Source organism: Kangiella sediminilitoris (genome assembly GCF_001708405.1).
Classification (GTDB): Bacteria; Pseudomonadota; Gammaproteobacteria; order Enterobacterales; family Kangiellaceae; genus Kangiella; species Kangiella sediminilitoris.
On record NZ_CP012418.1, the window covers coordinates 2,004,989 to 2,026,702 of the forward strand.

Annotated in this window: 21 protein-coding genes; 5 read left to right on the forward strand and 16 right to left on the reverse strand. The window is 43.5% G+C overall.

Features of this window, described 5'->3' with window-relative positions; all coding sequences use genetic code 11:
- Together KS2013_RS09295 and mpl are read right to left on the reverse strand one after the other, a co-directional pair.
- Complete coding sequence (locus KS2013_RS09295; protein ID WP_068992909.1) at nucleotides 1-624, reverse strand: flavin prenyltransferase UbiX; 624 nt, start codon at nucleotides 622-624, stop codon at nucleotides 1-3.
- On the reverse strand, nucleotides 624-1,973 hold the full coding sequence (gene mpl, locus KS2013_RS09300; protein ID WP_068992912.1) for a UDP-N-acetylmuramate:L-alanyl-gamma-D-glutamyl-meso-diaminopimelate ligase: 1,350 nt from the start codon (nucleotides 1,971-1,973) through the stop codon (nucleotides 624-626). Before mpl ends, KS2013_RS09295 begins: the two co-directional genes overlap by 1 nt.
- A gap of 479 nt (nucleotides 1,974-2,452) precedes the next feature.
- Between mpl and KS2013_RS09305 the strand changes: the two genes are divergently transcribed.
- Nucleotides 2,453-3,718 carry a 6-phosphofructokinase gene (locus tag KS2013_RS09305; protein ID WP_068992916.1) on the forward strand — a complete coding sequence of 422 codons (1,266 nt, stop codon included), beginning with the start codon at nucleotides 2,453-2,455 and terminating at the stop codon, nucleotides 3,716-3,718.
- 53 nt (nucleotides 3,719-3,771) lie between these two features.
- Here the strand turns inward: KS2013_RS09305 and KS2013_RS09310 are convergent, their stop codons facing one another.
- The gene (locus KS2013_RS09310) at nucleotides 3,772-4,389 is read right to left on the reverse strand and encodes a TonB family protein (RefSeq protein ID WP_068992919.1); all 618 of its coding nucleotides are present in this window, start codon (nucleotides 4,387-4,389) and stop codon (nucleotides 3,772-3,774) included.
- Between the two features lie 145 nt (nucleotides 4,390-4,534).
- Between KS2013_RS09310 and KS2013_RS09315 the strand changes: the two genes are divergently transcribed.
- Nucleotides 4,535-5,995 (forward strand): rhomboid family protein, encoded by a 1,461-nt coding sequence (locus KS2013_RS09315; protein ID WP_068992923.1) that lies wholly within the window; start codon nucleotides 4,535-4,537, stop codon nucleotides 5,993-5,995.
- 22 nt (nucleotides 5,996-6,017) lie between these two features.
- Here KS2013_RS09315 and KS2013_RS09320 read toward each other — a convergent pair whose 3' ends face one another.
- Together KS2013_RS09320 and KS2013_RS09325 are read right to left on the reverse strand one after the other, a co-directional pair.
- The gene (locus tag KS2013_RS09320; protein WP_228703661.1) at nucleotides 6,018-7,370 is read right to left on the reverse strand and encodes a tetratricopeptide repeat protein; all 1,353 of its coding nucleotides are present in this window, start codon (nucleotides 7,368-7,370) and stop codon (nucleotides 6,018-6,020) included.
- 233 nt (nucleotides 7,371-7,603) lie between these two features.
- Nucleotides 7,604-9,607, reverse strand: coding sequence for a sodium-translocating pyrophosphatase (locus tag KS2013_RS09325; protein WP_068992929.1), 2,004 nt, complete (start codon nucleotides 9,605-9,607; stop codon nucleotides 7,604-7,606).
- Nucleotides 9,608-9,799: 192 nt separating this feature from the next.
- Here KS2013_RS09325 and ppa point away from each other — a divergent pair, with 192 nt between their 5' ends.
- Nucleotides 9,800-10,330 carry an inorganic diphosphatase gene (gene ppa / locus KS2013_RS09330; RefSeq protein ID WP_068992932.1) on the forward strand — a complete coding sequence of 177 codons (531 nt, stop codon included), beginning with the start codon at nucleotides 9,800-9,802 and terminating at the stop codon, nucleotides 10,328-10,330.
- A 74-nt stretch (nucleotides 10,331-10,404) separates the two neighbouring features.
- Here the strand turns inward: ppa and KS2013_RS09335 are convergent, their stop codons facing one another.
- The 4 genes from KS2013_RS09335 to KS2013_RS09350 form a co-directional block, all read right to left on the reverse strand.
- Nucleotides 10,405-10,914 carry a hypothetical protein gene (locus KS2013_RS09335; protein WP_068992935.1) on the reverse strand — a complete coding sequence of 170 codons (510 nt, stop codon included), beginning with the start codon at nucleotides 10,912-10,914 and terminating at the stop codon, nucleotides 10,405-10,407.
- 3 nt (nucleotides 10,915-10,917) lie between these two features.
- Complete coding sequence (locus KS2013_RS09340) at nucleotides 10,918-11,463, reverse strand: RNA polymerase sigma factor (RefSeq protein ID WP_068992938.1); 546 nt, start codon at nucleotides 11,461-11,463, stop codon at nucleotides 10,918-10,920.
- A gap of 441 nt (nucleotides 11,464-11,904) precedes the next feature.
- On the reverse strand, nucleotides 11,905-12,912 hold the full coding sequence (locus KS2013_RS09345; protein WP_068992941.1) for a DUF2333 family protein: 1,008 nt from the start codon (nucleotides 12,910-12,912) through the stop codon (nucleotides 11,905-11,907).
- 31 nt (nucleotides 12,913-12,943) lie between these two features.
- Nucleotides 12,944-13,393, reverse strand: coding sequence for a copper chaperone PCu(A)C (locus tag KS2013_RS09350; protein WP_228703662.1), 450 nt, complete (start codon nucleotides 13,391-13,393; stop codon nucleotides 12,944-12,946).
- Nucleotides 13,394-13,466: 73 nt separating this feature from the next.
- Between KS2013_RS09350 and KS2013_RS09355 the strand changes: the two genes are divergently transcribed.
- A complete protein-coding gene (locus KS2013_RS09355; RefSeq protein WP_068992944.1) occupies nucleotides 13,467-14,150 on the forward strand; it encodes a fumarylacetoacetate hydrolase family protein in 684 nt (227 codons plus the stop codon).
- 43 nt (nucleotides 14,151-14,193) lie between these two features.
- Here the strand turns inward: KS2013_RS09355 and KS2013_RS09360 are convergent, their stop codons facing one another.
- The 7 genes from KS2013_RS09360 to dusA all read right to left on the reverse strand — a co-directional run bounded on the left by KS2013_RS09360 (nucleotide 14,194) and on the right by dusA (nucleotide 20,981).
- Entirely contained in the window at nucleotides 14,194-15,096 is a 903-nt protein-coding gene (locus KS2013_RS09360; protein ID WP_068992947.1) for an MBL fold metallo-hydrolase, read from the reverse strand.
- 94 nt (nucleotides 15,097-15,190) lie between these two features.
- A complete protein-coding gene (locus KS2013_RS09365; protein ID WP_068992950.1) occupies nucleotides 15,191-16,321 on the reverse strand; it encodes a phospholipase A in 1,131 nt (376 codons plus the stop codon).
- A 109-nt stretch (nucleotides 16,322-16,430) separates the two neighbouring features.
- Complete coding sequence (locus tag KS2013_RS09370) at nucleotides 16,431-16,967, reverse strand: SRPBCC family protein (protein ID WP_068992953.1); 537 nt, start codon at nucleotides 16,965-16,967, stop codon at nucleotides 16,431-16,433.
- Between the two features lie 77 nt (nucleotides 16,968-17,044).
- Complete coding sequence (locus tag KS2013_RS09375; protein WP_068992956.1) at nucleotides 17,045-18,025, reverse strand: hypothetical protein; 981 nt, start codon at nucleotides 18,023-18,025, stop codon at nucleotides 17,045-17,047.
- 1 nt (nucleotide 18,026) lies between these two features.
- Nucleotides 18,027-19,001 (reverse strand): hypothetical protein, encoded by a 975-nt coding sequence (locus tag KS2013_RS09380; protein WP_068992960.1) that lies wholly within the window; start codon nucleotides 18,999-19,001, stop codon nucleotides 18,027-18,029.
- Nucleotides 19,002-19,011: 10 nt separating this feature from the next.
- A complete protein-coding gene (locus KS2013_RS09385) occupies nucleotides 19,012-19,989 on the reverse strand; it encodes a hypothetical protein (RefSeq protein WP_068992964.1) in 978 nt (325 codons plus the stop codon).
- Between the two features lie 20 nt (nucleotides 19,990-20,009).
- A complete protein-coding gene (gene dusA / locus KS2013_RS09390; RefSeq protein WP_156768989.1) occupies nucleotides 20,010-20,981 on the reverse strand; it encodes a tRNA dihydrouridine(20/20a) synthase DusA in 972 nt (323 codons plus the stop codon).
- 156 nt (nucleotides 20,982-21,137) lie between these two features.
- On the opposite strand from dusA, the gene KS2013_RS09395 reads away from it, so the two are divergent.
- A complete protein-coding gene (locus tag KS2013_RS09395; protein ID WP_068992970.1) occupies nucleotides 21,138-21,686 on the forward strand; it encodes a DUF2799 domain-containing protein in 549 nt (182 codons plus the stop codon).
- The last annotated feature ends 28 nt before the right edge of the window (nucleotides 21,687-21,714 follow it).

The following is a 21,714-nucleotide window of genomic DNA, read 5'->3' on the forward strand; positions in this document are numbered from 1 at the left end:
TTAATTACCGTTGTAGCCCCAGCGATGCCCTAGGCTGTGGTCTATATCAAGATGGTCAAGAATTCTGGCCACCATAAAATCTACCAGGTCATCTATCGATTGTGGCTCATTATAGAAACCCGGTGAAGCTGGCATAATGGTCACACCCATCTGCGACAGGCGAGTCATATTTTCCAGGTGAATCGTGTTGAAGGGCGTTTCGCGCGGTACCAGGATCAACTGACCACGCTCTTTCATTACCACGTCAGCAGCCCGCTCGATCAGGTTATCCGAAGCACCGTTTGCGATAGCACTCAAGGTTCCTGTACTGCAGGGACAGACAATCATCTGTTTTGGGGCACTGGAACCGCTGGCAACCGGCGACATCCAGTTATCACTGGAGAAAACCTTGATGCGACCTGGATCTATATCCAGGTTTTGCGCCAGGGTTTGTTCAATGCTGCTCGGAGCCTTACTCACCTGCACGCCACATTCAGTAGCCAGCACCACACGGGCAGCACTGGACAACATCAGATATACGACGCTGTAATGATTGCTTAGCTCCTGCAATAACCTGAGCGCGTAAGGTGCGCCTGAGGCACCAGTAACAGCCAATGTTATTGCTTTATTTTCTTGATTGCTCATTAAGCCAGTTGCTCCAGCAGTTTGCCGTGAATTCCGCCAAAACCGCCATTACTCATTACTAGAATTTGGTCGCCTGATTGTACCATTTTTGGCACTACCTGCAGAATAGCATCCACCGTATCTAATATCTGGACGCTTTTTAGCTTTTCAAGCTGCTCTTCTGGGAACTGCCAGTCAAACTCAGCGGGTTTGTGAATGATCACTTCGTCTGCTTCGCTGAGAGTAGGTAGTAATGTGTCTTTATGAATCCCTGAGCGCATGGTTGCAGAACGTAAATCTAAAATTGCGAGAATTTTTTTATCGCCAACTTTTTTACGGAATCCGGCGAGCGTCGTTTTTACCGCGGTCGGATGATGCGCAAAATCATCATACACGGCAATGCCACCGGCTTCCCCTTTCAGCTCCATACGGCGTTTAACGTTACGAAACTCAGATAGAGCATCACAGCAATGATGGGCCGGAACGCCGGTGTGCCGCGCAGCCGCAATCGACGCCAGACCATTGACCACGTTATGCATACCGATTAGCTCCCAGTGGACTTCGCCCTGCTTGTCGCCGGCAAAGAATACCTCAAACTGACTGCCATCGTCTTGCAACAGCTTAAACTGCCAGCCATTGTCAGGACCTATAAGCTCCTTCTTCGACCAGAAGCCCATGTCGATAACTTCCTGCAGATATTTTTCATTTTCTGGATATATAACCAGCCCATTGCCGGGAACGATACGGATCAAATGATGGAACTGGGTTTTGATGGCATCAATGTCCTTGAAGATATCAGCATGATCGAATTCAAGGTTATTCATAATTAAAGTCCGCGGACGATAATGAACAAACTTAGAACGCTTATCAAAAAAGGCTGTATCGTACTCATCAGCCTCTACCACGAAGAACGGTGAATCCGTCAGTCGGGCGGACAAGCCAAAGTTTTCTGGAATACCACCTATCAGGAAACCGGGACTCAGATTCGCATACTCCAGTATCCATGCAGTCATACTGGCCGTGGTGGTTTTGCCATGAGTACCGGACGCAGCCACGACCCATTTATCTTTTAAAATATTTTCTGATAACCACTGGGGCCCTGAGCGGTAATTTAGTCCCTGCTCAAGGACATACTCTACCGATGGATTACCGCGCGACATGGCATTGCCCACAATCACACAGTCAGTGTGCTGAGGAATGTGTTTGGGATCAAAGCCCTGAATGAGCTCAATCCCCTGCTCCTCCAGCTGAGTACTCATCGGCGGGTAGACATTTTCATCACTACCGCTAACCGATATACCCTGCTGTTTTGCCAGCAAGGCAATCCCACCCATAAAGGTGCCGCAAATACCTAGAATATGAATATGCATCGACTAATTGGAATCTATAGTTATGAAACTTTGCTGACAATCATAAGCCAAGCATGATTTTTCGTCATCTTTTCGGGAAAGAAATCTTAAAATACGGTAAAATCGCCACAAAATTGTCCCAAACCGAATGATTTGGGCAACATTTGTTGTGGTAACGGATTTCGCTCTTCAGCGAGTTACTTTCTCTTAATTGGCTAAGAGAAAGTAACCAAAGAGAAGTCCACCCCGATATTGAGGTTATTCAGGGAATAACTTCTTTCGTAACTCACAAGCAATTTAACGTACCGTGAAATACAGTCCCTCCCTGGCCTGAATTTCACTATTTGAATCATCTACCAAGGGTATTTCCGTTGGTCACAAATTCAAATTACTATAGCTTGCGAGCTACTCAACTCAATATAAGGGGTCATTGTACTTCTCCTGATACACCGCAAATGTCATTAATCCTATGAGTAATAAAAGCTACAAGGTAAAATTTTATGCCTAAAAAGAAATACAACGCCTTCTACGCCCAGTCTGGCGGCGTAACGGCAGTGATTAACGCAACCGCTTGCGGCGTTATTGAAACAGCTCGTAAGTCTCTTAATATCAATAAAGTTTATGCGGGTAAAAACGGCATTATCGGTGCCTTGCGTGAAGAGCTGATCGATACCAGCAAAGAGAGCAAGAAAGATATAGCCGCATTGAAGCATACGCCTTCAGGCGCCTTCGGCTCTTGCCGCCATAAGCTAAGAAGCATTGAAGAAAATAAAGAAGAATACGAACGCCTAATCGAAGTATTCAAGGCGCACGATATTCGCTACTTCTTCTATAACGGTGGCGGTGACTCTCAGGATACGGCACATAAAGTATCTCAGCTGAGTGAAACCATGGGCTTCCCTATCACCTGTATTGGTATTCCTAAAACCGTTGATAATGACCTCCCTATTACTGACAACTGTCCGGGCTTTGGCTCGGTCGCCAAGTACGTTGCGGTTTCTATCCGCGAGGCAGCTTTCGACGTGAAATCCATGGCGGAAACTTCAACCAAAGTCTTCGTTATGGAAGTGATGGGACGTCATGCAGGCTGGATTGCGGCTGCGGGCGGTCTGGCCTGTGAGAAAGAAGGCGATGCTCCGCATATTATTCTGTTCCCGGAAATTGCCTTTAATAAAGAAAAGTTTCTCAAGAAGGTAGAACGTACCGTTAAAAAATACGGATACTGCGCCATTGTCGTTTCGGAAGGCACGGCATATAAAGACGGTACTTTCCTTGCTGACGCAGGAACCGTTGACGCCTTCGGACACAAACAACTGGGCGGTGTTGCACCGGTTGTTGCTGGCATGATCAAAGATGAACTGGGTTATAAATATCACTGGGCTGTCAGCGATTACTTACAGCGTGCAGCACGACATATCGCTTCAGCGACTGATGTTGAGCAGGCCTATGCCATGGGACAGGCCGCGGTTGAGTTCGCTGACGCCGGTAAGAATGCAGTTATGCCAACCATCGTTCGCAAGAACACAAAAAGCTACCGCTGGACGGTAGGCGAAGCAAAGCTGGCAGATGTAGCAAACGTTGAGAAAATGATGCCTCGCAAATATATTTCTCGTGATGGCTTTGGCATTACTGAAGAGTGTCGCCAGTACCTGCAGCCTCTAATCGAGGGAGAAGCCTATCCTCCTTACAAGAACGGGTTGCCACAGTACGTTGAACTCAAAAATGAACTGGTTAAGAAAAAGCTCAAAACTAAGTTCGAAATATAAAATAAAAGGCCCCAAACGGGGCCTTTTTATTATGTCGGGTCAACTTAGAGGCTTCACTGGTTATCCATATTAAACTCAATTTTGACCGTTTGCCCCAAACTGGCGATGGGGCGTCCTTCTGTCATTGCCGGTCTAAATTTCCACTCTTTTAAAGCCTTAACCGCCTCTTTATCGAAAATATTTTTTGGCTGAGAGTCCAGCACAGAAATATTGGATAAAGTCCCACTCGCATCCACGTCATACTTCAACAGAACCCAACCCTCAATACCGTTCAACTGTGCTTTAATGGGATAGCTGGGTTGAGCTCGATACATTGCCATAGCGCTGCTATCCTGTAGCACATCGACTCTACCAAAGCCGGTAGTCGCACCATCCAGACTGACTTCATCGACAAGATTTGTTGTCAAAAAAGACTCCTCTGTCAGCACATCAATCGACTCGATAACCTGTCCATCGATCGATGGTGTTTTCTCGATAACTGGTAGCTTTGGAGGCTTTAAAGGGCTCCTCTTTGGCTCAGGCTTTTTATTCGGAATCTTGACGTTGGAAAGTTCAACTGGATTTGGTTCTACTTCAGTTTTAGTTTCCTCATCCTGGATCAGCTGGCTCATTAAAAATAAAAGAGCCGCAGTTACAGTTGCCGCAATCAATAGTGATAATGTTATTTTCATTATTGCTCCCCTTTTTATATAACCTTCAATTATCTAAACGCCACTCAATCAAAAAAGGGTTAAATATTTTTAGAACCGTTTATAATCAGGTACATTAGAATAATCGACCTATGATAATAATGACTGAAGGAATAAGAGGCGTGTCATGCTGTTAATACCTGCTGAAAATGCAATTTCAAAAAAGAATCCTCCCTATCTGACAATAACGCTAATTTTAATTAATATTTTTGCGTATATATTCCTGCAGGGCCAAGATAATGAAATATTTGAAGAAGCTTATGACTCTTACACTGAAGCAGAATTATTAACTCAGGAAAAAACTGCTTTTGAAGAATATGCCTTAGAGCACCGAATTGACGTTTACCAGTCAATTCAGGGTAACTCTATGCTACCTGATGAGTATCTGGTTCAAATAATCTTACAGGACAAACACTTCGCAAATCATATCCAGAACCTGAGTAGCTATTCCTTAGAGTGGCGCCAAAAGAGAGAAAAGGTTAACAACATTCTTGAGGAAACCTCTCTCTATCAATACGCCTACTACCCTTCAGATCCAAGTATATTTACAGCCTTTACCCATATGTTTATGCATGGTGGGATTGATCATCTTGTGGGTAATATGCTGTTCCTGTTCCTTTTTGGTTTTAACCTCGAGTTAATATTAGGACGTGGAAAGACACTGTCTTTATATATTCTGTCTGGTTTAGCTGCCGTTTTATTTTTTGGTTTTACCACCAAGGATCCCTATACCCCTCTGGTTGGGGCATCAGGAGCAATCGCTGGTTTAATGGGTGGTTTCGGAGGGTGGTATGGTCTGAAAAACATTCGATATTTTTACTGGTTTTTCGTTATTTTTGATTACATAAAACTCCCTGCTGCTTTAGTCTTTTTATTTTGGCTAGGTAAAGAATTTATCATGTCGACCATTCAGGATGATAATGTTGCCTACATGGCTCACTTTGGTGGTTTGCTCGCGGGCTTTCTTTGTGCAATCAGTTTTAAATTATTATCCAAGCCGAGTCAGGCTGCGACAGAAAACACCGAAGAAAACGAAGCTAAGGGGCAATCTCAATACGAACTAAAATACCATGAGGCCTGCACTGCATTCCAACAATTGGATTTCGAGCGTGCACGACAGCTATTCACGCAGCTTATCGAACAGGATCCAAATAGGATGGATTATTACAGCCAGCTGTTTGCTCTTGAAAAAATCACTCCTAACTCAAGACGATTTGAAGAATTCTGTAATCTGATTCTACTGAAGTCATTAAATGATACTCGCTTTACCAAGCTATCCGATATGGCAATCAGCGAACTTACGGATAATGGTAACGGCTTAAAAGTATTACCCGCGGATAGCCTGATTAATTATGCTGGCAGTTTGATCAAAAAAGGGAAGCTACACCAGGCTAAACCGATAATTAATTTCCTGGTCAAACATTACGACTTTAATGAAGATGTACCGAAATTATTATTCCGATTTGGACTGGCCTGTGAACAGAATAATGATCACATTACCTATGAGAAAATCTTTACTTATTTGAGCAAAAAGCACCCAGAGTCTTTTGTTGGTGTAGAAGCAAAAAAAGCTTTAGGTAAAACCTAAAGCTTTTCTTTTCCAGGGCAAGTTAGACTGATGGCAGTTTATGCCGCATTGAGTGGCATACCTGCCTTAATTGTTCAGCTTCTCTCTGGTGCGCTCCATTAGGATACCTCTGCAACAACACATCCAGAATTTTTAATGCCCGGTCGTCGCTATTCATAACGTCTGATTCAAACCTTGCGCGAGCTAGCATAAGACTCGGCAGGTTCATATCCTGCTTCATGCTGTCAGGAATACTGCATAGTTTTTTTACTTCATCGGCATAGCGTTTATGTCTCATTTGTTTTACCAAGATCGCGCGAGCTTTTGCATTCATTGGTTTAAAACGCGGTTCGAAGCCAACCATATCTTCATATAACCTCAGAGCTTCAGCTGGGATGGTTCCAAGCTCGGGATAATCAAAATAATTTTTTGCCGCTTTTAGTGCACCCGCCGGGTTTTGCCTTGCGATATTCAGGCGGACCAAACGTTCGAGAGCTTTGACTGTGTGGCGTTTATCCTGCGCTAGTTCGTACAAGACACTTTCTGCATCTTCATACCGTCCTTCCTGAATATAGACGTCAGACTTGGAAAACAACCTTTTTATTGGCGCATCTTCACCTTCACTGCTCAGCAGGTTTTCAAAATCAATGCCGTAGCCCAATTCATTGTGATACTGGTATGCTACATAGCCGAACATATTAAACTTTACTATATAGAAATACGCACCGGCACCAAACAGCATCGGGTAAGCAATCGCCTGTGGTAGCCAGAAATGTATTTCACTCATAGCGAAACCCAACCCATTATCAATCAGGTATGAAAATCCAAACAATAATAAGTAAGGCCAGCCAATGGCTTTAATGCAGGTTGCAATCCGTGCCGGATTTATCGCTGCAAATACATGCTTTTCCATTGCAAGAATAATGAGAATCGCTGGCATACTGAATGAGACTAGCGCTAAATAAATTTGAATGGCTGCCACTCCCATCGGCAAAATCACAAAATAGCCAATGAGCGTCAACATAACAAACAGACCAATTACCTTGCCCATCATTCCCTCAGAATCAAAGATGATGGCCTCATCATAGCTGGGCGCATCAAACTTCCCTTTGGCAGTTGTTATTAAAACTTTAAATACATAACCGATGCCAATAGAAAGTACGGCAAATACTAATAATCGGTTTAGGATCCAGAAAGATATAAAATCATTAATCAGCCCAACAGCAAAAGCTATTGCCATATACAGCATCAAGAATCCTGTCGCACCTTTCTGCCAGGGATATTTATTAAAATACGAAAGTTTATTCCAGAAAGGAGTAACTTTATCGCTGACTCCTAGAGAATTAAGGTGGTTACGGCAGAGTAGGCAACGTGGAGCTATTTCTCGTTCAGCCATATCGCAACAGTTAATACAGAAAGATGTATCGCAGTCGTGGCAGAACCACTGTGCCTTTGCTTGGGTGTGATATTTACAGTTCATTCCCTGTCCTTGTAGTTTTCATTATTTTATTTAGTTTTTGTGATTTGATTTTATCAGAGCTTTTCCAATTTCTCACGATCCAATATTGTTAAAACATCTCAGGCAAAAAAAAGCACCACCCGCAGGCAGTGCTTTATTAGTTCTAACGTTTACAGTAGTGGAGCAATAACAAGCGATACAATTGCCATCACGTTAATCAGAATGTTCATTGATGGGCCTGAAGTATCTTTAAAGGGATCACCAACGGTGTCGCCAACCACGGTTGCGGCATGAGTATCGGAACCCTTACCACCATGATTGCCTTTTTCTACATACTTTTTAGCGTTATCCCAGGCACCACCTGCGTTAGCCATCATCAAGGCTAAAGCCACGGCGCTGACCAGAGCTCCGCCCAACATACCACCGAGAGCTTCAGGACCTAACAGGAAGCCCACCAGTGGGGGTGCAGCGACAGCAATTACGCCCGGTAAAACCATTTTCTTCAAGGCCGCTGTGGTCGCAATCTCGATACACTTAGTTGTATCTGGGTCGGCATTACCCTCCAGTAAACCTTTGATCTCCCTAAACTGACGGCGGATCTCATGGATCATGGCAAAAGCCGCATCTCCAACTGCCGTCATGGTAATCGAGGCTATCAGGAACGGAATAACACAGCCGATGAATAACCCCATCAGAACGGTTGGGTCGCCAATATGCAGGATGAATGGCTCTGCCCCATTTTGCGCATCCAGAGTTTCAACGAATGCTGCAATAATCGCCAGAGCGGCTAAAGCTGCCGCCCCAATCGCAAAACCTTTACCGATTGCCGCAGTCGTATTGCCCAGCTCGTCTAAGGAGTCTGTAATTTTACGAGTTTCTTCGCCCAGGCCACCCATCTCAGCGATACCACCAGCGTTATCAGCTACTGGACCGTAGGCATCGATGGCCATGGTAATTCCGACTGTTGCCAGCATACCCACGGCAGCGATTCCAACGCCATAGAGACCCGCCAGCTCAGTTGATATATAGATAATGGCAGCAATGGTCAGAATGGGTAAGACAACTGATTGCATACCAACCGAGAGGCCGGTAATCATCACGGTTGCGGAACCAGTCTCACCTGACTGAGCAATCTTACGAATGGGTTTCGCGGAAGTGTAATACTCCGTAACTAAACCAATAATAATCCCGCCGACAGCTCCGGATAAAACGGCTAACCAGACATAGGTAGAGATCTCCATCCAGCTAAGCAGAAAGAAGGCCGCAATAACGAACAGTACAGCTGCGCCAATGGTTCCAACACGCAATGCGACTTCAGGGCTTTTGCTCGACATACTTTTAACCAGCAAGATTCCCAGAATTGAGCAAATCAAACCAACAGATGCCAAAGCCAGTGGTGCTGACATCAATGCGTTTTTAGTTCCGAGATCAGTCCCCACCAACGTTGCGGCGATGGCAATGGAAGCGATCATCGAGCCGCAATATGACTCAAAGATATCCGATCCCATACCTGCTACGTCACCCACGTTATCACCTACATTATCGGCAATAACACCGGGGTTTCTTGGATCGTCTTCAGGAATACCTGCTTCAACTTTGCCTACAAGATCTGCGCCCACATCCGCAGACTTGGTATAGATCCCACCACCAACACGGCTGAATAAAGCAACTGATGAAGCGCCCATGCCGAAGCCATGAATATAATGAGCGGTTGAAGGATCAGATCCGAAGTACCAGTAAAGAGACCCAAGCCCGATTAGACCAAGCGAGGCAACACAGAGTCCCATAATCGAGCCACCGAAGAAAGCTACACTTAAAGCTTCAGCGGCTCCTTTGGTATGAGCAGCAGTGGTTGTTCTTACATTTGCCTTAGTTGCTGTATACATGCCGATATAACCGGCTAAGGCGGATGATATCGCTCCAACGGCAAATGCAAGCGCTGTTTTATAGCCTAGAGGTGAAAACCAAAGAATAATTAGCAAAATGCCCGCAAAGATAGCGAGCATTTTATATTCACGGTGCATGAAGGTCATAGCCCCCGAATGAATAGCGTCTGCTATTTTCTTAACTCCGCTATCTCCTTCCGGGTATTTCTTGACCACACCGTAAATCACAAAGGCAATGATTAAGCCCAGCACCCCTAGTGCCGGTGGCAGGTAAAGCATCTCTTGCATAAAGCCCCCATTAGATTTATCTCATTGAATGTTATACAAATTTTATTTTTCGCAACTTCAGTCTATAGCAGTTTCATCATTTGTACAATTTATATACAAGGTGATTAGTAAACCAGCAATTTATTTTGTGAACAAAGACCGTTATAATACGCGCCCTCTATAGAGCCCTAACACGCAATTAAAGGTAAAGTAATGAGTTTGGACAACGTACCTGCGGGTAAAAATATCCCAGAAGAAATAAATGTCATCATTGAGATCCCTGCACACAGCGATCCAATTAAATACGAAGTCGATAAGGAAACAGGCGCCCTATTTGTAGATCGCTTCATGGCGACTTGCATGCACTACCCTACAAACTACGGTTATGTTAACCAAACTTTGTCAGCCGATGGCGACCCAGTTGACGTATTAGTACCAACGCCATTTCCGCTAATTCCTGGTTGCGTAATTCCTTGCCGCCCAATCGGTGTTTTGAAAATGACTGACGAGTCTGGCGAAGATGCGAAAGTAGTTGCCATTCCAACTGGTAAGCTAAGCAGCATGTATCAGGGTATCCATGAAGTAGATGAGCTACCTGAATTACTACGTAATCAGATTGAACACTTCTTCCAGCACTATAAAGATCTAGAGCCTGGTAAATGGGTTAAAATCGCTGGCTGGGAAGGCGCAGAAGCTGCTAAGAAAGAAATTTTAGACAGCATCGAGACTTATAAAAATAGCTAAGCTATTTTAAGCGCTACAAAAAAAGCCTGCTGAAACAGAATAGTTTTAGCGGGCTTTTTATATTAAGGGACAGTTTAAGCTACCAGTATTTGTCTGAGCAGTTCGCGCTCCTTTTGATACAGCCAAAATAAACGCTGTTTTGCTTTTCCATTATCAGGCTCTTGAGCTAATACCTGGCGATACTGCTGTTGGGCGTCACGTAAACTTTCCAAGGACACTCTAGTTTTTTCTGATAACCAAATCTCTTCTGCTCTTATTTGCTGTCCAAGAACCGCATAATAAGTTGCATTAGCCTGCTGCAAACTTTGGATAGTTAAAGCGAATACCTGATTATGATCGTCTGATTTCTTGTCCGTTGTTACTACTGAGTCAGTTCCTGTCTGCTGCCCTTCTGGTAAAAACAGAGTAGATACAATAGCAGCCACCAGCAGGCTGGCCGCAATAGCCATACTCCACCACGGCTTTTGTTTACTTGTTGCTGACTCAGATTCAATCTGCTGACGAATTTCAGACCAGCGATCAGGTGCATTCGCCGCGTCGGGCAAATTGTTCAACTGCTTTAATAAGTCCTGTTCGTTATTCATAGATTACTCTAACGTCTCTCTCAGCATAGTCCGGGCTCGGCTAAGATGTGCTTTACTGGTGCCCGGAGCTATGTCTAATTGCGAACCAATTTCTTGATGGGTCATTCCCATCAGGTCATGTAATACTAACACATGCCTAGCCTGCGAAGGCAAAGTGGCAATAGCCTTTTCCAAATCTATCTGCTGTCGGTTATGGCTATCGTTGAGGCTCTGTTCAAATTCTCTTTCCCAGTCAGGGTCCCGAACTAAGTCCAGCGATTTTTTGCGTTTATCCGCCAATACCGTATTCACCGCTATGCGATAAATCCATGTAGAAAACCGACTGTCGCCTTTAAAACTGTTTAGAGACTGCCAAGCTTTGATGAAAGTCTCCTGCATAAAGTCTTCGGCGTAGCTTTTGCATCCTGACATACGCAGACACAGCAGAAATACCTGATTCGAGTGCTCTCGATACAGGCCTTCAAAGGCACTGACAGAACCATCCTGAGCCTGTTTTACCAGCTCCCTGGTCGCCTGTGTTTGTAATTTCGTTACTTCTGCTGCCGACAAAATAAGAATTATTCACCGTTTACTCATTAGATGATGATTACAGCAAAAGGGTTTAATGGCAAAAATAATATTTTAGGCAAAAAAATACCCCGCTTGGGGAACGGGGTAAAAAGTCATATCAAAAAGGTATCTAGGGAAAGATATGACTCAGGCAGCATCCTTGCTAACTACTATCTTTTCACCAGTATGTGTGAGAATTACCAACGCTTTTAGACTAAAACATTAAATGTGAAGAAAGCGTCAATGCAGTAGTAAAAGGTGATTAATTCAACTAATAGGCTATTAATCAATAAGTTACATGATGGGGTTGTCATGCAGCTATTAGCCGCTTGGCTAACTTATCACCCTAAATGTAATTATAAGAAAAGCTGAATGGTTGTTAAAATTGATAAGTTTGATGCCAGTGATAGCAAATAGCTATCACTAAACCTGCTCAGGGTTTTAACCGCGCTTAAGCAACTCAATGAGATCAATTATTGCTGCATTTGCTCTTGATATATAGGAAGACATGACCAGCGAGTGATTTGCCAGAAACCCGAACTCACTGCCATTCACGATCATTGGGCTCCAGATGGTTTCCTGTGTAGCTTCCAGCTCCATGATGATCTGCTGAAAGGAAGCTACAGCGTTTTTATCACGCAGCACGCTGTCAAAGTCATGCTCGACAGCTTTCAAAAACTGGATCAAGGCCCATGTTGAGCCTCGAGCTTCCCAGAATACATCATCAATTTCCATCCAAGGTGTTTCTACAGTGACAATCTGTCCCTTACCTGTGGACTGTGTTGCAGAGGGATCGTTGGCCAGATCCGTATTTATACGACTTTTACCAACGCTTGCACTCAAACGTTGAGATAAACCACCCAAACGTTTATTGACCAGGTATAGCCAGGAGCGAAGGTTATCCGCACGCGCATAAAACTGGGTATTGGAGTCTGACGGGTCAGTTAAACGATCACGATAATCCCGCAAAAGCTCAATGCCTTTGCGATACTCTCTTTCCGCCCTTGGGAACAACCACTTTTTGTGGTTAATATTAAATGCAGGCTCAGCAAACTTTAAAGCTTCGTCTTCCATAGATTGAGATTGAGACCGACTGATGTCATTTCGGAGAACCTGTGTAATATCCCTTATCTGCACTAAAGCTCCAAACTCGTAGGACGGCATATTGTCCATGAATACACTTGGGGGAGTTATGTCGTTACTTAAATACCCCCCTTTTTTATCCAACAGCTTTTCAGCAACTTGAGCAACGGTCTCGACGGTAACATATCCAACGGGTGGCTCGCCGGGGTATTCTTTAATTAAAGTATGGGTATCAACCGGGTCAGGTTCCGAGCTCCAGATGAAAATAAAGACAAACATTAATATCAGCAGCAATATGAAGCCGGTTAAAATCCAAGTCCACTTGCTGCTTTTACCTGTCTTTTCAAGGGGCGTATCAACGTTCATCAATCTATCCTCAGAATCCGTCAGAGTTTACTTATTTAGAATTACGTACTTCGGCCTTAACATCAAGCGTCGGCTTGTTAGCAAAATGTAACTTCATGTTATAGCTTTTGGTGGCCTCAGTAACACTTAGCCCCATAACCATCACATGCTTGCCTCCTGGCTCAAATCTCACTTCATTATCAATAATGACCTTATCCAGATGCACCATTTTTGCCATGTCATCAACAACTTTTGTCTCATGCATCATGACATGATCTGCACCCTCGATACTGACACCAGTCAAAGTGACGGGTTCTCCCGTATGATTGAGTATAGTAAAAAACGCAGCTGTATTAGTAACGCCCGAGGGCATTTTTCTAATCCACCCATCTCTAACTTCAATCCCTTCTTTAGGCGTTGAGTCCGAGCATGAGAGCAGGCTTAACCCAGCCAGCAACACCCAACAAATGTTGATTAAGCTTTTAAATAATGGAGAGTTCACGTAGTTTTCCATTGGCAAATTTTGCAATAGTGTTATTGTACTTATATTCCCCGACAAACTCTATGTTATCCCAATGACAACACTCTTTCCGATTCCAGAGCATTCTCAAGTTCCCGTCCTTGGCAGCGATCTTACTTTTCCTGTGCGACGGGTCTATTGTGTCGGACGCAATTATGTAGCCCATGCGAAAGAGATGGGGCATAACGAACGAGAAACACCATTCTTTTTTAACAAACCTGCAGATGCTCTGGTGGTTAACCCAAAGTCAGTTCCTTACCCCACCATGACAGAAGAGTTACATCATGAGGTTGAGCTGGTTTTAGCTATTAATCAGGAAGTCAGCGATGCGGATGAAGCCGAAGCTCAAGCCTGTATTTATGGTTATGCCCTTGGTATAGATTTAACCAAGAGGGATCTTCAGGACGAAGCTAAACTTAAAGGACGTCCGTGGGATCTCTCCAAGGGTTTTGATCAGTCAGCTCCAATATCATCGATACTACCGCTAGATGATATTAAAGATATTGAGAAGGGACCTATTAGTTTATCGGTAAATGACGAGATCAGGCAGGAAGGTGAATTAAACCAGATGATTTGGTCTCCTACTGAAATCGTTCAGGAACTTTCAAGGCATATTATCCTTAAGCCCGGTGATTTGATATTTACTGGTACTCCTTCAGGAGTCGGCTCGGTTGAGCGGGGGGATAGAGTCGTAGCCAAAGTAAATGAGGCGCTAGATTTAGACTTTATCGTTGAATAAGAAACGGGCTGGAGAATCCCAGCCCGCATCAATTACTTAAAGTTTAAAGACTGTTATAAATAAAAGTCACAATTTGCTTTGGCTTTATAAACGCCTGGCCATTATCGGCGTCATATTCAGCGCTAGGATTTGCTGCTATGACCTCGTCTAATGACATGCCTTTATCTTTCAACGCCGCAACTTTTTGACGCAGATCTTTCAGCATATCGCCAAACTCCTGCAGCTCTTTTTTGTTAGACATAGGACCGTGGCCGGGAATGATTTTAGTATTATCATCTGCCAGTTCTAATCCACGCTCGACAGCGGCAATGTAACCATCAATCGAACCGCCACTTCCCGTATCAATATAGGGATAACCAATATTAAAGTAGGTGTCCCCCATGTGTAATACATTATCTTTTTCAAAATAGATAATGGCGTCACCGTCTGTATGAGCATTGGCAACATGATAAGCGCGCATATCATCGCCATTCAGATGTAAACTAATTTCGCTGTCGAAGGTTACAACCGGTAATGCAGCTTTTGGTGAAGCTGGCGTGACGCGGCCAAAGAACTTACTGACCTGCTCTGTACTCATACGTTGACGAACATTGTCATGAGCAACAATAACCGCACCTGCTTTCCCAAAGTTTTCGTTGCCGCCAGTATGATCACCGTGCCAATGTGTATTAATAACAAATCGAACAGGTTTATCGGTCAGTTCATCAATTGCTTTATTAATTTTTTCAGAAAGAGGAGCGTACTGATCATCAATGATGTAAACGCCATCATCTCCAACCGACACCCCTATGTTCCCGCCTTGGCCAAACAGAACATAAATTCCATCAGATAACTTCTCAGTTTTAATGGTGACCTCAGGCTTTTCTTCGCTGTGGGCCTGAACTGAAGGGCTAAAACAAAATGGTAATACCGAAAAAACTACCATTGAAATGCCTAACTTATTCATAAAAGACTCCTGCTTCTACCTAAAATAATAGAGTTAGATTAGCACACCAACATCAAATTTATGTCAATACCATATAGTTACAGCATACCTCTAATTACAACCAATCGGTTAGAACGAAGCCCACTCCCAAACGATTGACGTGTCGATTATAATCAATCAGGCTTTCGCCATACCCATTGAAGTACTGGATATAACCACGCAACTTCCCATCGTCATCTAAAGGAAAAGTCCAGTCAAACTGTACCGCGCCTTTATTATCGCTACGCAGATTATTTCTCAATAGCACACCGAAGTTATGGTCATCCCATTGGTAGGCGGAATAAAGCTCAAAGTAACCCATGTAATCGTCAATATCAGGGTTATCATCGCCATCAGGGTCTAACGGGTCTTCTTTTTCATCTTCTGGGATACGCCACCAGGGTTTAAATGCAATAACCCAGCGGTCATTCTCAAAAGCAAACTCCGTATAAACACGGTTCCAGCTGCGAGAGTATAGTCCACTCTGTCCATTAGACTGGTGGGAGACGCCCATCGAAAAGTAAGGTATCTGCCACTCACCCAGGGCCCAGTCGGTTGCCCATGCAGCGAATATTTCAGGTTCATGGTTAGTCTCGCGGAAAGGACTGGATACGTCTTTGTTATAAGCCTGCCAATAAGACTGTCCGGTATAAGCAAAGAATAATGCACTATCCTTACCAAAAGGCTCTTCCCAGAATGGGGTTTTAAAGCTTACCTGAAATTTAATTTCGGTATTATCCACCTCTCGCTCGTCACCAGTAGCCTGCAAACTGTCTTCATTAGGTCGTCGGTTATAGGTCAGTGGTAGGAGATAATTAGGTTTATGCGGAATAATTGCGAAGCGGTTATCCCGAATTCGGTATTCCAGACGAAGGCGTTTTTTTAATAATGTCGACTCTTCACTCTCACCTTCAGCTTGCCCTGAAGCATCTTCTGAGTCAGCTGGATCGGACGCAAATAAGTCTTTGCTGCGACGAAAGAAAGCTCTATCACTCTCTCTTTCACAATACTCCTTTATCTCTTTAATAGAAGTATCATCACTAACCACATCCATACGCTGAAGCAAGCATTGATCATAATCTTGAGAGTAGGCAGCGGAAGATGCTTCTTCCTCTTCGCTGGCGAGAGATAGTACAGGAGCCATCAGCAAAGAAGGCAGGAGTATAGTGTAAACGGTAGCTCGATTGGGCTTAACGTCAAACGTCATGGTTTATGTCCGGTCATCATTTGGGGTAAATTGTAGCAAATCCGTTCGGTATAAACATACCAAACGAAAAAAAGCCCCGGATACATCCGGGGCTCACTCTAATCAAAAATTAGCTTTCAATTTGCTGCTTCAATGATCGCAACCCTTTCTGGTACTCAGGTCCCAACATATCATCCATAAAAATGCCGTAGTAGCGACCTATGAGGTTGCTGCCAAAATCAATGTCGAAGGTCCAGGTCAGCTTTGTTTTCTGGATACCCACTTCTTCGATAATAAATTCAGCATAACTAGGTTCCGGCTCCTCACCAAAATATATTTCCGCTTTAACATATTCAGGGTAGTCGCTTTCGATAATTTCCTGAGTCCCATTGCCCACTTGAGGATTATCGCTCTGCCATGACATTTTAGCTCCTACCCCGCTATCAGGGCCAGAGTACTGATATGCTGCGTTCGGATCACGCTCAAACCAGGGCGACCAGCTATTATAGTCTTCAAAACTATTCACTTTCTGGAAAACGGTGTCTCTGGAAGCATCAATTGTAATTGAGCGCTCTACGTGTGCAGTTTGCGGTAAGAAAAAGCCAACAACGATAAGGACAATAGCAATAGCAGCTATAATTAGTAATAAATTCTTCAAAATCTTCATAACCCACCCTCAGATTTCTGTTAACCAGTTCACTTTAGACCAAAAAATAGTCTGTGTGCAAGAACTCTTTATGTGGGTTAATCAGAGTAACAGTCCCTAATCATGGCCTTTGTAAAGCTTTCCAAGTCTTTTCCTATCAGGTCAGGATAAACCTCCTGCCCTTTCAACTCCCTATTCCGAACCCAATCCTCTTTAAGCCTTTCAAACTTAAGCTGTCCTTCTCTCTGTATTTCTTTTAACAACTCATCATGGTTTTCTTTTTTGGGGTATATTCTCCAAATCCGCCGCTTTAAAGCTTTTTCCTGAGACATCATTTTTACGAATAACGCATTGCTCTTCATGATTTCTTGTTGTAGCAAGTCATAGGCATGACTGGTTGCCAGGGATCCGTTGATCTGTTCTTCGTCCCAGGAACGCTCCTTCATTTGGTATGCAAGTATTCTGTGATACAGCTGAACTTCTAAAAATGCTGCGAACTTACCTTCTTCTGCCGCGCGATGAATATACTCGACTCCCTCATTGAACTGTTCCAAATCCGGTTCATGGGATATTCTTTGTTCTTTGACCTCCTCCACTCGGTGCTGACGCTCCAACTCAGCTCTTTTCAATGACGAGAGTCCCAAAGCAGCCATCTGCATGAGCTCAACACCATAAAAAATCATGGCATCTTTATCACCCGAGTCAGCAAAAGACTTTAAGCTCTCCACTGGCATATTGGTATAACTATTACCTTCAGGATAAAGATAAGAGATATCAATAGAGATATCTTCCTGGATTTTTTGTATACCCCCCCATTCAGGTCGAGAAGAGTATCGCTGATAACAACTGAGCCCTTTTTTATTGGTTTTAGTTGATTCCTGAGTAGTGATTACCTCTTTAAGAGGCTTCTTATTATCAATAGGCTCAGTTTTAACAGTATCATTCCCTGAAGCATCCATTGAGTCAGTAGCTACAGCACTTTGCTCCTTAGTCTTAGAGCTAGGACTTGGCTGAAAAAATACAGTATATAGAATAAATAGGATACCTATAGTGACCAAAGGTATTATTATTTTCTTCATATCAGGATCCACACTCCCGTTTCATATCCGCAAGGAACTGATCTAACCTTGGACTTATTACATCGGGGAACGGCTCTAAGCCTAAACGGTGCCTGTCAGCTTCCCACTTATCAATTAGCTTGCTCGAAAACACTTGAGTTTTTTGTGTGATTTCGTGTTCTATTTCAGGTGGGATATTTTCCTCACCGTAAATAACCTCTAACCCTTCCTGTAGTTCATCCCCGCTTTTAAAAATACTTACAAGACTTGGATCATTAGTATGAATTTTTTCCATTAAACCTAAATAACTCAGCCGGTGAACAAGCACATCTTCCAAGGTTGAAACAGGGAACTCGGCTTTGACCATTCGGCGGATTAATCCATTTTCCACGGCGGTAATTTCTAAAATCCCTCCCAGCCGGCCTTGTACGGCAGCTTGATAGGCATAATCAGTGCCATTTAAAAACTGCTCCAAATCCGGCTTATGATCCTGCACCTGCTGTTTGAAATCTTTTGATGACAATACAGGTTCTCGATTGACGGTATTCATATGAACACCAAAAGCGGCTTTCCACATGACTTCTGAGCCATAGTGAAACATGGCATCTTTATCGCCTGCATCGGCATAAGACTTTACAGCTTCTAGCGGTATTTGTTGAAAGGTTCCTTCTCCAGCGGCTTCCTCACCACTCATATAGATAGCGCTTATCACCCCTTCAATCTCTTTCCATTCTGGCTTTTGACGATACCTTTGGGAACAGGAAAGCTCTTCTTTTTTGAGGGTCACATTTTTATCACTTTCGATGACCAGCCCAGCCTCCTGTTTGATTGGATAGTCTCCTTCCAACTTCACAGGGTTTTTCTTAATATTTGTCGTGATAAATTCTTTTTGTTGCTCTTTCTTTAATTGGATTGGAGACTCTTTTACCGGCCATAAAAACCAAACCCATAACAAAGCAGCTACAATAAATAGAACACCCGATATTATTTTCTTCATTGATTGTCCCTTATTTTTCTACAGATAACTCCGTTAGCTTTTGCTCACATTCCTCAGGCATTTCTTTGAAGTAAATTTTCTCTTCTTCTTTTGTGAAAAATTTTGGGTAAGGTTTTTTCCCTATGTACTCTCTATCTGATTCCCACTCAGACTTTAGTTGGGAGTAATTAATTTGTGCTTTTGCCAGTAAATCCTTTTTAACCGATTCGATTTCACTCTCGGGTAATCCAAGTTTGATGTAATCATCAATTGTTATTGCATTTATATATTTGTCCTCGCCGAGAATTCTATCTTTTTCCATGATTTTCTGTGCCATCAAATGATAGCTATAACCTTTCACAATATGCTGCTTGATTAAAGATTTTTTGTAGCCTTTTTGACGCAGTTTCTTGAGGCTTTTTTTATACATCGAAGCGATTTCGTACAGTCCCATGACTCGCCCCTTTACCGCAGCTTTATAAATATAGTCTCTTCCCTGTTTAAATAGGTTTATGTCGGGGCCACTGATTTTTAATTTTCTTGTTCCATCGCTTAAGAGTTCTCTCGTTTGCCACTGAGAATTCATATGAACTCCCAAACCTCCCTTCCACATTAGCTCAGACCCATATATATACATTGCTTCTGAATCTCCAGCCTCTGCATAGGACTTTAAGCTTTCGAACGGCAACTGCTGATAATGATGATCACCTGAATGAGCTAACAGAGGCAAGCTGAGTGAATATTGTTTGTAGTATATGGGGGCTAACGCTTTATAGTAAGACTCTTGTAACTTCATACACTGGGTGAGGCTTAACGTGTTATCTTCCCCGCCCTCACGGCTAACTTTACCCTTATCCATTTTAGGGCCGCTATTCACTTCTGAAGTACTGTTCTTGTTTGTGTTTGGTAAAGTACTCTCATTAGACTCTGAGCTCTTTCCATAAAAATAATTCGAAAAAAGTAGAGCAAAAATAATGATCGTTATCGTAATCCCTGTATTTTTTTTCATTGTTTTCTCATTTTTAATTATTATCTAAACAGTTCTAATGCTTCCTCTATCACTTCCAGCCCGGCACCTTTTTTATAAGCATTTTCACTCAGATGTCGACGCCACAGTTTTCCTTTAGGCTGAGCATAAAACAGCCCCAGAATATGTCGTGTCATGTGCCCTAGATACACGTCATTATCCAATTGTTTCTGTACATAGTTGCTGAAATCTTCAGCCACAGCTATACGGCTTGGCACATCATATTTCTGACCATAAAAACGATTATCAACGTCCGCCAGAAAGTATGGGTTATGGTAGGCTTCTCGGCCTATCATGGCGCCATCCAGATGCTTCATGTGTTCTTCGGCCTGATCCAGAGTGGTGACACCTCCATTTAGAATCACTTCCAGCTCGGGAAAGTCTTTTTTCACCTGGTAGGCAACGTCGTATCTTAATGGCGGCACCTCTCGGTTTTCTTTCGGGCTTAAGCCTGATAACCACGCTTTACGTGCATGAATAATAAAGGTTTCGACTCCTGCCTGCTTCACGGTATCCACAAACCGATATAGGTGCTCATAAGAGTCCATGTCATCAATTCCAATGCGTGTTTTTACCGTAACCGGTATATCGACCACCCGAGCCATGGCATCCATACACTCGGCAACGAGCTCCGGCTCGGCCATCAGGCAGGCACCAAATCGGCCGTTCTGAACCCGGTCACTGGGACAGCCTACATTGAGGTTAATCTCATCGTAGCCATAATCCTCACAAACTTTTGCGCAATGGGCTAAATCCTTAGGATCGCTGCCACCAAGCTGTATCGCCACAGGATGCTCTTCCTGGTTGTATTGCAAGTGTCGCTCTTCACCACCATGGATAATGGCGCCAGTAGTTATCATCTCCGTATACAGTACGGCATGCTTGGTAATAGAGCGCATAAACCGTCGCTGATGGCGATCGGTCCAGTCCAGCATCGGAGCAATACAAATTTTTCTATCGAGAGGCACAGTCACAGGAAAATACTTTTCATAGGAAATTTCATTCTGGGACGCTATTATATGATCCTTTAGCGTCAGACCCTAATCCTGTACTGAAATATTCAGCCAGGCTTTAGGAAACCTATGGTAAAAACATCAGGGATAAATCGAATAATTTAAAAGAGTATTTGTATGAATTTAAAGTATTTAGCGGGTGGTTTAATTATTTTGGGGTTGCTATCAGGGTGTGCAACACTGTCTGAGACTGAGTGTGTCGCTGGTAACTGGCAGCAGATTGGCTACCAGGACGGCAAATTTGGTCGCGACTCTGATTACGTTCTAAAGCATGAGTCAGCCTGCATGGAATATGGCGTCCAGGTCGATCGTGAGGCCTATGAAGCTGGCCGTCAGCAAGGGCTAGACCAATATTGCACGGCTAATAACGGCTTCAATCGCGGCAGTTCAGGCTCGTACCCAAATCCAAGCTGTAACGGAGGATATCCGGGATATCATGATGCCTACTATGATGGGCTGTTAGCACGTAACGACAGCCTCAGGATACAGCTGGATGAAGCTCTAAGAGAGCACGAAGTATTAACGGAAGTTCAACGCAGAGTTAAGGATGAAGAGGAAGTCGCCAGGATTAACCATGAACTTGAAGATTTAGATGCTGAAATAAACTCAATCACCAACCAAATTGACAAGATTAATAGTCTGATACGTCGCTATAGACCCCAATAAAAAACGGGGCATGCTGCCCCGTTTTTAG